The organism is Clostridium lentum, assembly GCF_014287815.1.
Taxonomy (GTDB): Bacteria; Bacillota; Clostridia; order Clostridiales; family Clostridiaceae; genus Clostridium; species Clostridium lentum.
Genome location: NZ_JACOOQ010000007.1, coordinates 102,628 through 117,139 on the forward strand (window position 1 = coordinate 102,628; position 14,512 = coordinate 117,139).

10 protein-coding genes and 1 pseudogene are annotated in these 14,512 nt (G+C 25.7%); all 11 read right to left on the reverse strand.

Annotated elements, in window-relative coordinates; all coding sequences use genetic code 11:
• Window positions 1–17: 17 nt before the first annotated feature.
• Window positions 18–1,562, reverse strand: coding sequence for a YceG family protein (locus H8R92_RS05930; protein WP_186834954.1), 1,545 nt, complete (start codon window positions 1,560–1,562; stop codon window positions 18–20).
• Window positions 1,563–2,009: 447 nt separating this feature from the next.
• Entirely contained in the window at window positions 2,010–2,147 is a 138-nt protein-coding gene (locus H8R92_RS05935) for a hypothetical protein (protein ID WP_022211600.1), read from the reverse strand.
• Window positions 2,148–2,280: 133 nt separating this feature from the next.
• On the reverse strand, window positions 2,281–2,835 hold the full coding sequence (locus tag H8R92_RS05940; protein ID WP_022211601.1) for a metal-dependent hydrolase: 555 nt from the start codon (window positions 2,833–2,835) through the stop codon (window positions 2,281–2,283).
• A 365-nt stretch (window positions 2,836–3,200) separates the two neighbouring features.
• Window positions 3,201–5,015, reverse strand: coding sequence for a 1,4-alpha-glucan branching protein GlgB (gene glgB / locus H8R92_RS05945; protein ID WP_186834955.1), 1,815 nt, complete (start codon window positions 5,013–5,015; stop codon window positions 3,201–3,203).
• A 469-nt stretch (window positions 5,016–5,484) separates the two neighbouring features.
• A complete protein-coding gene (locus H8R92_RS05950) occupies window positions 5,485–5,943 on the reverse strand; it encodes a BRCT domain-containing protein (RefSeq protein WP_022211604.1) in 459 nt (152 codons plus the stop codon).
• A gap of 371 nt (window positions 5,944–6,314) precedes the next feature.
• A complete protein-coding gene (tnpB, locus tag H8R92_RS05955) occupies window positions 6,315–7,388 on the reverse strand; it encodes an IS200/IS605 family element RNA-guided endonuclease TnpB (RefSeq protein ID WP_186834956.1) in 1,074 nt (357 codons plus the stop codon).
• A gap of 191 nt (window positions 7,389–7,579) precedes the next feature.
• On the reverse strand, window positions 7,580–8,173 hold the full coding sequence (locus tag H8R92_RS05960) for a class I SAM-dependent DNA methyltransferase (RefSeq protein WP_186834957.1): 594 nt from the start codon (window positions 8,171–8,173) through the stop codon (window positions 7,580–7,582).
• 14 nt (window positions 8,174–8,187) lie between these two features.
• Complete coding sequence (locus tag H8R92_RS05965; RefSeq protein ID WP_186834958.1) at window positions 8,188–9,429, reverse strand: McrC family protein; 1,242 nt, start codon at window positions 9,427–9,429, stop codon at window positions 8,188–8,190.
• Entirely contained in the window at window positions 9,422–11,941 is a 2,520-nt protein-coding gene (locus H8R92_RS05970; protein WP_186834959.1) for an McrB family protein, read from the reverse strand. Before H8R92_RS05970 ends, H8R92_RS05965 begins: the two co-directional genes overlap by 8 nt.
• Before the next feature lie 129 nt (window positions 11,942–12,070).
• Complete coding sequence (locus tag H8R92_RS05975) at window positions 12,071–12,481, reverse strand: hypothetical protein (protein WP_186834960.1); 411 nt, start codon at window positions 12,479–12,481, stop codon at window positions 12,071–12,073.
• 231 nt (window positions 12,482–12,712) lie between these two features.
• Window positions 12,713–14,512: pseudogene (locus H8R92_RS05980) on the reverse strand (coiled-coil domain-containing protein); the annotation flags it as partial.

Below are 14,512 nucleotides of genomic sequence, written 5' to 3' on the forward strand. Positions count from 1 at the left end.
TTACTTTCTTTTATTAATTACTTATTCATAATCCTTGAAAAAAAGCTTTGCTTATAATTTATTATCTCATCAAATTTACAATCATAGCGTATTTCTTCTAATCTATTAATAACAATCTTATTCTCCTTAATATATTTATTTATATTGAAAGATCCTGATGGATTAAAAATAACTATATCAATACCTATATTATGTAAATAGCATAATAAGATAACCATCCATTCATTAATAGTATCTTCACCATTTAAATAAATAACTATCTTAGGTATAGAAAAAACAAAATCGAAATTATCTATTATTCTTATTATGCTTTCATTTAGATATAAAATTAATGCTAAAAGCTTTAAAGATAGCTTTTTATCAAAACTCATCTTTAATATCTTATTTTCTTTAATAAACTGATTAAACTTATTTAATAGTAAATCTTGCAACTCTTCATTATACTTTCCTAACGTATAAACTCTACTCTTTTTTATTTCTTCCACATCAAATGTACCATCACTTAACTGACAAAACATTAATTCGAACATATCATTAGATACTGATATATCTCTAGAAATATTTCCTCCATTAAAAAACAATGTATTTGGTGCATTTAAACAATGTTTTAGTATTTTCTGATTTTCAGCAATACTGCAATACTGTCCATCAATTTTATAAAAAATGCTTGGAACTGTAACTACCATATCTTCAACTTTAAATCCTGGTCTAAGCTTAGCTGGTTCATTCCAATAAATATATATATCCTCTAAAATAGTATCTAATAATACACTTTTAGTAAATCCTTTTCTAAACTTCCATGGTTTATACATTCCTGTATTAGAAAATAATTCTTCATGAATACTTTTTTCAATTTGCTTTGTTACTGTTTCAACAACTTCTATTTCATGACCTCTATGAGTCTTAATATTAAAACTTTCAAGATCAGTAATGCTACTTTCCACATAACATTTACTTAAATTATCAGTATCAACCTCATTCCAGTATTCTTCTTTTAAAGGATTTAAATATAAAACATCAAATCCCATCTTATAAAGCATTATTAAAAAATATATTTCATGTTTATTTATCTTTCCATAATATATACATTTAGTATTAATGGAATTTTTATAATCAAGATTTTTAATCCATGAATATGCCCATACTATAAGTTTAGTTATAAAATTATTTCTTATAGATTCATTAAAAAAACTTTCATTTTTTACTGATAATTCAATTGTATACTGTAAAGCCTCTAAAAAAGCTGTATTTATTGCTAAATCATCAAAAATAACTATATCTTCATTAACTATATTAAATATATTCATAGAGTTAAGTTCATTATAAATGTATTCAATAAGCTCAATTTCACCGTTTAAAGGTATCTCACCATCAAAAATTAATGATACATTACTATTCTCATAACATTTTTTATTTAATGTACTAAGAATATCATCATAATTTTCCTTATTACTTACACCTATAATCCTGTTAAAATATGAAGCAAACTGGCCATTTATATCTTTTCTACTGTATTTATCCATAAACATATTCTGAATTATTCTTAATAAATCAACAGTCATAATTCACCACCTCATAATATTATTTATGCATAATTTTTCATTTATCACTTTTATTATACATTCTTTAACAAACAAAAAAAACAATAATTTACTCTATAAAAGAATTAATTATTGCTTTTTTATTTTAAGCTTCTTTTTCACATTTTTTATCATTTTTTTCATACATCATCATATCGATTATTAACTTCATTTTATTTTGAGATTTGGTGAATTCATCTTCAATCTTGTTAATCGTTTCCATCTTCTTGTAATATTTCTCTATAACCTTTTTATTACTAATCATATCAATCACCTTCTTTAATTATATCTATTATATATTATTATCAAAAGTTTAATTATATGAATTAATTTATGTATTTAATCAAAAATTTTTACCACAACTATAATTATTTAATTCTTCACCATAACCATATATCCTTCCAAAATATTATCTAAATTTTTTATTGTTTAATTTTTATCTAATTCATTAATTATATCTGCCATTAATTTTAATTTTAAATGCACTCTTGTGTCCTCATCATCTATTTTATTTATTTTATCTATCTTGGTCATATACTTTTCCTTCATTCTCTCACTATATTCCATAATAACCTTCCTCTCTTTTTAAGCATTTACGAATATTATTTGCCATTTGCACTAAAATTTATACACAAAAAATAAAACATACACTATGTATGCTTTATCACTAACTACGTATTTCTTTTAAGAATTTATAACTCTACCAATCAACAGATGTTTTATTTTTACTATTCCTACAAGGAAGCTTAAATTCAAAAAACTTAAGATTTTTTCCTCTTGGCGAAAATCTATCACATACAATATGTAATATATAACCTGTTGTAAAACCGAGAGCCAAATATTTATTACCTATTAAAAATACACTCCAGCAAAAGGATGTTGTACCTAATATTTTATGAGTAAACATTCTATGGGGAGAAAGCTTTCCAAGAACAGTATTGACACAGAAAAAAACTAATCCCAAATAATTTTCACTAGTATATTTAAAAATATTTAATATATCATCCACACTAAGAGCTAAGCCAAAACTATATCCTACTACTAAAGCAACCATTAATATCATAATTATCTTATTAAATACCTGACTTGCTTTAGATTTATGAGAATCTATATCTGGCATATATGAGCCTATAAAGCCACCGGCTATTAAAGGAACTAAATGTACTACATCGCCAATATTATTGTTCATTAAAAAACCAATACCCATGGTAGCTGTAGCGGTAGTCCCTATCATCATGTGTTCCTTACCTTTCATTTAACAACTCCATACTTTTTCTTTTTTATTTTAATTATACTATATTTTTTTCTTACTCGAAAGTATGTTCTTAATGATTTTAAAAAAAACATGCCTTTGATATGCTCCCTTTCAGGAAATTGCCTATAAACTTAATGCTATTCTTATTGATAGTAAATATCTTATGGAATATGATAAATATAATACTCTAGTATTCTCTAAAAAAATCTCTAATTTGATTACTAGAAAAGCTTTAGTTGCTATCTTAAATTCGCATTCTTTAATTAATCTTCTAATCTTTTTAAGATTTTTACTGGCATTGGAGTCAACCATTGACCCTCTAATACTTCTGAGTATGGAGTTTTTGCTACCATACTCATGCCTTTCTAATCATTTACTACTTCATAAATTATACCTGAAAAAGGCTTTAAATTAATACTCAAATTATATAAATAATTATCTTCTTTTGTTGTAGTAACATCACTTCTCATTCCCCATGTGCTTCCACCATAAATGTCACTATCGCTATTTACTATTTCTCTCAACCTCAGCTCCTCTTCAACTTTAAATGTAAATGGAGCATATTCATTATCTGAAAAATTAAGTGCTACTATGATTCTATGATCACTACGCCCACGTTCGTATATATATACTGACTTTTCTGGTGCATTTACTTCTAGCCATTTAAAATAACTGCTATCATATTCATTTTTATATAGAGCTTCATAATTATCATAAACTTCATTTAATCTCTTTATATATTTATTAAAAGCATAATGTAACGGCATCTTAATTAATTGCCAATCCTGCTCTCTCTTTTCATCCCATTCTCTAAATTGTGCTATTTCATTACCCATAAAGTTAAGCTTCTTTCCTGGATGAGTATACATATACATATATAGTGCTCTGCATTGTTTAAATTTATCTTCATAGTCTCCCCACATCTTTTGAATGATAGTAGCTTTTCCATGAACCACCTCATCATGTGAAAAAGGTAATAAAAATAACTCATTATAAAAATATTCCATTGAAAAAGTTAACTTGTAATAATGATTTGGTCTCTCTTTCGGTGATATCTTAAAATATTCCAATGTATCGTTCATCCAACCTAAATCCCATTTATAGTCAAAGCCTAATCCGTTATATTCTACAGGTGCAGTTACTTTAGGATATGCAGTAGAATCCTCTGCTATTATCATAGCAGTAGGATGAAGTTTATGAAGTCCAACATTCATATTTCTAATAAAATTAATTGCACAAGAGTTTACCCCCCTTGCAGGATTTCCTTGCCAATATATAGCTCTACTTATAGCATCCATTCTTAAACCATCAAAATGATATTCCTTAAGCCAATAATTTGCTGCTGATTGAAGAAATGAGCATACTTCTCCTCTAGAATGAATAAAATTGCAAGTTCCCCACTCACTAGCGCCTACATCTTTATGTGGATATTCATAAAGTTCCGTACCATCAAATTTTGCTAATCCATAATCATCTACTGCAAAATGTATTGGAACAAAATCTAATATTACGCCTACATTGGCCTTATGACATTTATCTATAAGCTCTTTAAGTTCCTTATTGGTACCATACCTTGATGTTGGACTAAAGAATCCCGTATTTTGATATCCCCAAGAACAATCTACAGGATGTTCACATAAAGGCATTATCTCTATATGAGTAAAACCATTTTCCTTTACATAATTTATAAGTCTATCAGCAATTTCATTATAACGATACCATCCATTATTATAAGTTTCGTCATTTTTTTTCATCCATGATCCCATATGAATCTCATAAATATTTAATGGCTTATTATAACACTTATCTCTTTTATTCATCCACTCATCATCACTAAACTTATATTCTTCTAAATCCACTATATATGAAGCACTATTAGGTCTTAATTCCATAGCAAATCCATAAGGATCACAATGATAAACCACTTGTCCATCTCGTGTATGAATACAATACTTATACATCATACCTACACGTGCATTTTCAGAGGTAATACTATATATTCCACTTTGATACTGTTGTTCCATTTCTTCTTCTTGCCAATCATTGAATTCGCCTACTAATGATACTTTTGCTGCATTTGGTGCATATACTCTAAATAAAATTTTATTACCTATTTTATGTGCTCCAAAAAATTCATATGCATCAAAAGACTTACCTATATAGAAATCTTGAATATTCATATTGATTCCTCCCAATTATTAAACATACTCCTTTTAACCTACTAATATCCTTCACTGGTATCTTTTTAAACTTTTCTGAAGTTATATTACTGACCTTATAAGTCTTCTCTTATAAATCTTATTTCTACATTAAAAAAAGAGGCCTTTGTCCTCTATTCTTGCTTTCTCCTATGTATATCCATATGTACAATTCCTATGATAAATCTTATATATTAGTTTTCCTTTCTATTATCTGAATCATTTCCACCTTTCAATTTTACCATAAAATGTATATGCATTCAATAAGCCTGTTCTATATATATTTCTAAATTATAAATTTTAAATTTCTTTTGAAATATCGGACTTGTATAATGAGCTCCTTGATCTAAATGTATAAATGAATCATCTCTAAGAAGACTAATATTATTTTTAGTTAATATATCCACTACTTTATACTAACACAAATCCTTTAACAAACCTCACTTTGTTATTATTTCATACCTGTTTCTTTATGAATAATATCCCAAAATTCATCTTCAGTAACTATTTCTATACTAAGCTGCTTAGCTTTTTCTAATTTACTTTTTCCTGCCTCTTCCCCTATAACAAGAATATTTGTTTTTCCACTTATGCTTGTTGGAGAATCTGCCCCATATCTTATAGTTGTAGCTCTCATCTCAGCTCTACTTTTAGACATATCACCAGTAAAAACTATTTTCTTTTTATTAAATATATCCTTTATTAAATTATTTTTAGCAAACTCAATCATTTCTTTTTCTTCTGCAACTTTTTCCTTATCCTTTGCAAACTTTCTAAAACTATTAGACTTTGCTGAGCTTTTAGTACCATCTTTTCCTTGTTTATTATCATTCTTTGAAACTGATCTTGATATACTTAAAGCACACCATCTTTCTGGCTTTATAACTTTTAATAAATCTAATAGATCCAAAACATCTTGTAATGCATTGTGTGATTGTCCTTTTTTGATATTATAATGCTCTAATAACATGTATATGAATCTTTGTAATATAATTCCTTAATTTCATTTGCTTTTGGACTTATCATAAATTTATACCTCTATTTCAACTTTATAAAATATTAATACACTTTTGTATATTCCCATTTATCTCTACAAACACTTTTCTGATAAATAGTATTATATTAAGCTTTTTTTATATTTTAACATAGTTTAAGGGTATATAGTGATTTTCTGTGAACTATTCTCCACTTATAGAAGTGGGGGCTTCTTGGTCAATATACCTAACGGTACAAGTTCACCCAAGCTTATAAGGTAGTTCCTACCTCAAGATAATACTAAAATTATATTACTAATTTTAATAAGTTTTTACTTGCATTTATATCTCTATCGTGTTTTGTACCACATTCTGGACAAGTCCACTCTCTCAATGCTAAGTTTTTTACATCAATGTTCTTATATCCACATTCTGAACATAATTGACTACTTGCATAATTAGCTGGAGCAACTACAATATTTCTTCCATACCAATCAGCCTTGTATTCTAACATTGTTCTAAATTCACTCCATGCTACTTCGCTAATCACTTTTGATAATTTATTATTTTTAAGCATATTTTTTACTTTCAAATCTTCTATAGCTATAGATTGGTTTTCTCTTATTAGCTTAGTAGATAATTTGTGTAAAAAATTTTTACGTTGATTAGTTATCTTCTCATGTAATTTAGCAACCTTCAATCTTGCTTTGTATCTATTGTTACTTCCCTTTTGTTTTCTTGACAAATCCTTTTGTAGTTTAATTAATCTCTTTTCTGACTTTCTTAGATATTTTGGATTTGATACCCTGTACCCATCACTACATATTGCAAACTCTTTAAGTCCAACATCTACACCTATTTTCTTATCAACTTTAGGTAATGTTTTATTTTCAGTATCTACTAATATAGATATAAAATATTTATTACTTGGAGTTTTAGATACTGTGCAACTTTTTATAGTCCCAGTAAATTCTCTATGATATTTTATTTTTATCATAGTTTTTAGTTTTGGTATTTTTACATGATTATTTTCAATATATACAGTTCCTTTTTGATTATTAGTAGTATAACTATAGTAATTAGTTTTCTTGGATTTAAATTTAGGAAATCCTATAGACTTATCTCTAAAAAAATTTTTATAAGCTTTTTCTAAGTTTTGTTGAGCATTTGCTAGTGCTAATGAATCAATTTCTTTTAGCCATTCAAATTCTTTTTTATATTGTGCAGGTGTATTTTTTAACATTTCGCCAGTTTCTTTATAATACTCAATTTTATCAGCTAACATTTTATTATATATAAATCTAGTACACCCAAATGTTTTAACTAAATATTCTCTTTGTTCTAAATTAGGATATAATCTATATTTATAAGCTTTAAGCATTATTTTACCCCTTGATTCTCAATGTATTTTCTCACCACTTCAATAGTTGCTCCACCAGTAGTTAATTACTATTGATTACAACATACTACTCTTGTTGACTATCGTCAAGTGCTATCCATCTCCAACTTATAGAAGATGGGAGAATTTCGCACATTAAGGTTAAAAATCATTATATACCCATTTTTATAACTTTAATTTATTTTCAACAATACATTTAGCCACTGTAAGTTATTTCTTCCACCAATTGTATCTTCTGATTTATATATCTTAATTATTTCTAATTTTGGAACTGCTAATATCATTTCTTTAAATGCTTTTTCTGTATAGCAATTAAAATATCTTCCCTTTTTATCAATATATTCACCTTTTCCATATTTAAATGACATATAAAATACTCCATTGTCTTCTAAATTAGATGATATATTTTTTATTACATTAATTAGATATCTTTTGTTTATATGAAGCAATGAAGCACATGCCCATATTCCATGAAATTTTTCTGTTAATTGTAAGTCTTCAAATTTATTGCAAATTACTTTTTGTCCTATAACTTTACTTGCAGCAATTGATAATTCTTTTGATCCATCAACTGCTGTAATATTGTATCCTCTTTTTATAAATTCAAGACTATCTCTTCCTGAACCACATCCTAAGTCAAGTATATGACCATCTTTAGGTATGTTTTTTAGGAAATCTTTATATAAATGGCTCATATCTATTGATAGTGTACTTTCTATATATGATTTTGAATTGTTATTGTAAAAATCTAATGTGTTATTTATCATTTGGCTTATTTCCTTTAAACTAATTTAAATAATTCTTCTTTACTTTTTTCATAACTTTCTAAGCTAATTTCAGAAATTAAAATTTTCTTATCTCCTATATTCTGATTTAATTTCCAGTATGAATGACTAATATCTTCAAACTTAGGATATAACAAAATACACTCTTCACATTCTGCATATGTTGTAATATAAGCATACATTTGATAAATATCACTTTGAGAATAAATCTCTATATTATTAATAGATGAGCTCTTCCACTTTGTATCAATTATAACCTTAGGTTTATTATCTTTATATATAACAATATCAGGCTTTAATGCTATTTCATTTCTTTCTTTTAAAGTATTCCATAATAAATATCTAGACTTTTCCTGAGTATTTATACTTATATTAGTATCATTAAAAACTTCCTTTAATAAAACTCCAATGTATTCCTCATATAAATAATTCATTTCAAATAAAATTGAAAATCCATTTTCCTTACCTAATGATTTATCCATACTAGAATTTAATAATATTAATTTTGCTAATGTAAAACACTCTAAAAATCTATTGTTCATTCTATTTAATTTATAATTTAAAATAATATTATTAGGAATATAAATATCTGAAATATCATTTAAAACATTATTTATGATATTTAATTCCTTCTTTACGTCATCATTCTTTATTGAAAATAAAATAACACTAATAGCCCTTTTTAAAATAGCATTGAATAAATTGTCCTCAGTGAATTCATCATATTTACAATTCATTTTATTTTTATTAATGGTATTTTCTTTTATACTTTTAGATATTAGAATTTTTCCTTTTATCGTGCTTAAAGCTTCTTCTTTAGAAACATATTCTCTATATAATCCCTTTTGTAATTCATTTAAAAGCTTTTTTGAAAACACTTTTGCCAAAATATCTAGCAATGAATTATTTAAAATATTGCTATTTAATAATTCATTTATATCTACAGATAATTTATTACATTTAGAAAGCATAAACACAAGAATTTCCCTATCTTTGATTATGTCATTGCTTAAAGATATCTTAGGCAATATCTCAATAATTAAATTATTTATCTTTATTATTCCAACATAATTAATAAATTTAATTTTATTATAATCATATACTATTGATTTATTACCTATATTTTTCTTTAAATATACACAAAGATTTTTATATTCAGAAATCGATATTTCATTTTTTCCTTCACCTATATTTAACCAGTCATATCCTTCCCTTAAGACAATATATTTACTATTCATAAATATTTTTAAGCTCCTCTATTCCGATTTCTGTTTTTACTCTGAAAACCTCTTCAGAACCTAAATCACTAATATTTTTAAAGCCTTTAAATATTTTTTCTGCTGATTTTTCCTCTCTATAAACAATAGATTTATCATTTTTAGATAGTCCTATTCCCCCTAGAATCATTCCTACTCTTTCGTTGTCTCCATAAAAATATTCTTGTAATAAAGGAATTATTTTATTAATAACTACATTGATAATATCTAAATATGAATTACAGTTAACAAAATATGCATGACCTATTAAATGATCTCTATCCAATAAGAATTCTATCCTTTCATTAATTTCAATTAATAATTTATCTAGCTCTATGCCATCAATTTCATCTAATACATCATAATCTGGCATCATTTCTTCAAATATAAATCTTCTTCTTAATGCAATATCAATTTGAGCTATAGATTTATCAGATGTATTCATTGTTCCTATAATATATAAATTATTTGGAAAGCTAAACTTTTCTTTTGTATATGGTAAGTTAGCGACAATTTGATTACTTGTACCTATTCTTTTATCCTCTTCTAATAAGGTAATAAGCTCACCAAATATTTTTGATATATTACCTCTGTTAATCTCATCAATAATAAGTACAAACTTCTTTGCTTCTTTAAAAGCTCTTTCCTTATTAATATAATTATTAACTTTAACCTTCTTATCATCATAACTTACTTCATCTTCTTTATATTCATCTTTTAATCCTTCATAAGCTGCATTATAAGCTATTCTTTTTAAAATACCATCTTCTGTTACAAAATTACCTTTTCCATCTGACTTTAAACCTTCTATAAATTCCTCATATCCATAACTTTGATGGAATGTACAAAAATCAATTTGACCTTTATCAACAAGCTCCTTATATTTATTTAGTATAGCCTCTCTATTATTCTCCTCAGCTATTTCTGAATATCCTTCAGGGTCAATTATTTCTAATGCTTCATTTATAACATTATAAGTCTTTCCTGTTCCTGGAGGGCCATATAAGATAAAGTTTTTATTATCTTCATTTAATTCATCTTCTTCATTAGATATACTTTCGTGTAACTCATCTGATAAATTAGTATTATTTAAAATTATATTTAAATTTTTATCATTTTTTATTTTAGTAAGTGTACCTAAATAATTTATCCCCTCAAATTCTCTAACTTCTTTTGATATCCATTCCACAGGAAGAGTATGATGTAACTTTTCATCATATTCGTACCCACTAGTAACATCTTCAAGTACCTCAGCTATTGCTGATACTTTAAACACAGAAATATTTCTTTTTTCGCCTTTAGTGTAAGAACTTTTTAATATAACAATATCACCTTTTTTTATTTCACTAAAATTAGTTAAGGTTTTAATTGTATTATTATCATAATTATGTTCCTTTAAATACTCTTTCAAAGCTCTTTTATTTATAATTACATCACTTAAATCTTCTTCAAAATATCCTACTGCTATTTTATTCTTCTCTATTAAATCTGGAAGTATATTATTTCCATCATAATTATGACCTAAAGCCCAATAAGTTATTTTTCTTGGAACTTTCCTAATGGTTTCCCACACAAAATTTGATAGCTTAAACATCTCCCATTCTTTAAACTCATCCATTGCCTTAAGTTTTTTAGTAGCTAAATAATTTATTGCTATAATATTTTCTGGTGATTTATCTGTATCTAAATTTAATATTTCTGCTAATGGAACTAATACTGCTGATGAATAAATATCTATAAACTTATCTGGCATATAAATTGATAATATTTTAAGTAATACCATATTCCATAATGGTGGATTTAACTCTTTTATTTCTTCTATATTATCTTCCTTTGCAAACTCTATTGATTTTACTATTTTAGAGATAAGCTCATGATATTCATACTTTAACTCATCACCTTCAATATATCTTTTTTTACTTCCATATCCTATACAATATTTTCCAGAGGTATCCATATAAATATAAAACTTAGAAGAATTACCTCCACCAATAGCTCCACCTATTTCCTCTTTTCTCTCTAGCCAATAAGTAAATGTATCATTATATGTCTCTGGATAATTGGCCTTTAAAACTATATATTCCTCTATAGGTATATCTAATAGCTTATCTAAAGGAAATCTTTTAACAAATTTACTCTTATTTTCTGCTAAAGTTTGAAAAAATTTATCTTTACTAATGTAATCCTTTGATGCCCCTATAAAATTTTTTAACTTTTCATCTATTATTGTTTCTTGTATTTCATGATTTTTCACTACTGATTCCATATTCATTTCTGATCTATCTCCATATCTAAAATTTTCTACTCTCCAATAATACCCTCTACTTGGCTTTCCACTTTCACTTGCTCTTTCTAAACTATCTCCAACAGCTTGTACATTTAAAAACTTTCTTACCTCTGGAAAACTTTTAAATTCTGCTACTAAATCAGTTCTTTCTTTATCCCTATAACACTTTATATCAGCTAGTGCTACTGTTCCAGCATTCTTTCCCATTTATACCTTTCCCCTCTCATCATATATTAAATTAACTTTTATTCTGATTCTATTTTTATAATAATATTTAGTCTTACATCTATTATTGATGCTTTTACAATATCTTTTTTATTTATATCAAATAAATAATTATTTATCTAACTCCTCAGCTTCCTTCTCTATTTCTTCTAATCTTTTATATATCTCTTCACATCTATATTCAGCATATTTTAAATTTCCAACATACTCTTTAAACTCTTCTTTAGAATATTTCTTAAAATTATGTTCTAAATCGTCTAATGCTAATCCCATACCTTCATAGAACCCAGCAGGACATGGTCCCCATCCTCTCATTTCAAGTGAAAAAACTGAACTTATCTCTGTAAGTGAATATTCTATTACACCATCAAATTCATCATCAACTTCGATTATTTCTCCATCTTCTTTTATAGACACCGATTGTAAAGGATTGTGTCCTAATATTCCAGCTTCTCCTCTAAATTCCTCAATTAATTCTACAGCTTCATTTGCTAATTTCATTCTTTGCTCTAATTTACTCATTTTATTTCTTCTTCTTATTAATTAATTTATTCTATTCCTATATAATAAATCATAATAGTGACATATATCATCTCTTTAAAAATTTTTAAAATAAAAATTGAAATACTTTCTATAAAAGATAATTACTATTCTTATAATTAATTTAATAAGAAATTATAGATCAATTATTGTATTTAATAAAAGCTACATAAGATATTTTTTCAATTCTTATGTAGCTTTATTAATTATTATTTAAAACAACCTAATTTGATCTTCTATCTTAAATCTAGAAGAAACAACTACTTCTACTTCCTTTTCCTCTTCACCTTTTATATGCTCACTTCTTAAATATTTAACTCCACTTTTAATCTTAGAAGGTATCAAATTTAATACATAAATATTATCAAATCTATTATATATAGAATCTCCTCCTAGGGCAGTAAGACATATAAGCTGAGTATTGCTTTTCTTTGCAATATCCATAAGTGGCTTTAAAAGATGAGCAGAGCTTGTTTGAGCAAATGGATTATCCATAATAATAACCTTTCCATCTTCTTTTCTATTAAATATATCACTTTCATCTTTCCTCATATATGATAATAAACTTGATAAAACCACAAAGGCCGATAAGAAGCCTTCTCCCCCTGAATTCTTAGAAACCTCATCCCAAGTTATAGATCTTTGTCTGTCTTCTTCAATCTTATATAACTTAATATTAACATTACTTATTCCGATAACTTCATCATAAAGCCTAACAGTATTAATTCTATTGCTTACTATATCTTCAATATTATTATTATTTTCAAGTTCATTTAAGCTTCTATCTCTTATAGTTTCAATATACTCCTTAAGCTTGACCCTATATAGTTCCTTATTATCACTAAAACTATCTATAGATATATTAAGCATTTTTATTCTCTTTCCACCTATAGTAATACTTGAATTATCATCAATCTTATCAATATTTTTCTGGATTTCTTCAATATACTCTAATATACTTTCCAGTATTTTATTCTCTTCTTTCTCTATTAAATCAATATCTGCTAATAATTTATCCATCAACATTTTGTAAGAATCAATAACTAAATTTAATTGTTCTTTAAACTCTGCTGGTTTTCCTGTTAAATATTTAAGAGTATCTATTGGTTCTTTAAATAGCGCTTCCTCTTTAAATTGATCTTTTAATTTAATTTCAAATATAAGTTTATCTAATTCTTTTTCAAAGTTAGCTTCATCATCCCTTATTAATCTTAAATTTCTCTTAGTTTTACCAATATATAACTCAAAATCTTCTATAGAAATTTTCACTTCCTCTGGTAAAGTAATTTTAAAATCTTCAAATTCACTTAAGTTTATTAAGTTTTGATTAATTTCTGAGTACTCTTTAACAATCTTCTTTTTACGTCTTTCCTCATCTTTAATTTGTAATTTTAGTTTAGCTATTTCCTCACTAAAATTCTTTTCAAACAACAATGACTTATCCTTTGGCTCTACCTTACCAAATTCATTAATTAATTTTTTATATAATTGTTCAATTATTGTTTCTTCCTTAGCAATTTCAATATTTATAGAATTTTTTTGTTCATTAAGATTATTATTTTTCTCTTTTTCTTTTTCTATTAAATCTTTAATTTCTAATTCCTTTTGTAAATTATAAAATTCATTAATATAATCACTCTCTATAAGATTATACTTATCAGTTTTACAATTCAATTCATCTTCAACCTCAGTAAATTTTATATTAAGTTCTACTATTTTTTCTTTTAATTCCTTTTCAGTACCAAAAATTTCTTTATTTAGAGCTTCATATTCAGCTAATAAATCTTCAATATCCTTTTTTATTACTTCCCCTTCATTATATATACTAAATCTAGTTAGCTGATCCTTTACTTTTTCTTCATCATTTTCATATTTTCTAATACTTTCATCAATATTATTAATTTCTAAATTTAGCTTTTTAATATTATCTTCGCCTTGCAATATTGCATTATTCAATACTCTTATCTTTTCATAAACTTCATCCAAAAGTTGTTTATTTTTTTTATAAGTCTT

Excerpts from the sequence above, each read along its gene's own strand:
- H8R92_RS05940 (WP_022211601.1), bottom strand. The coding sequence starts at position 2,835 with ATGAAAGGTAAGGAACACATGATGATAGGGACTACCGCTACAGCTACC.
- glgB (WP_186834955.1), bottom strand. The coding sequence starts at position 5,015 with ATGAATATTCAAGATTTCTATATAGGTAAGTCTTTTGATGCATATGAA.
- H8R92_RS05965 (WP_186834958.1), bottom strand. The coding sequence starts at position 9,429 with ATGAATAGTAAATATATTGTCTTAAGGGAAGGATATGACTGGTTAAAT.
- H8R92_RS05970 (WP_186834959.1), bottom strand. The coding sequence starts at position 11,941 with ATGGGAAAGAATGCTGGAACAGTAGCACTAGCTGATATAAAGTGTTAT.
- H8R92_RS05935 (WP_022211600.1), bottom strand. The coding sequence starts at position 2,147 with ATGGAATATAGTGAGAGAATGAAGGAAAAGTATATGACCAAGATAGAT.
- H8R92_RS05930 (WP_186834954.1), bottom strand. The coding sequence starts at position 1,562 with ATGACTGTTGATTTATTAAGAATAATTCAGAATATGTTTATGGATAAA.
- H8R92_RS05960 (WP_186834957.1), bottom strand. The coding sequence starts at position 8,173 with ATGATAAATAACACATTAGATTTTTACAATAACAATTCAAAATCATAT.
- H8R92_RS05975 (WP_186834960.1), bottom strand. The coding sequence starts at position 12,481 with ATGAGTAAATTAGAGCAAAGAATGAAATTAGCAAATGAAGCTGTAGAA.
- tnpB (WP_186834956.1), bottom strand. The coding sequence starts at position 7,388 with ATGCTTAAAGCTTATAAATATAGATTATATCCTAATTTAGAACAAAGA.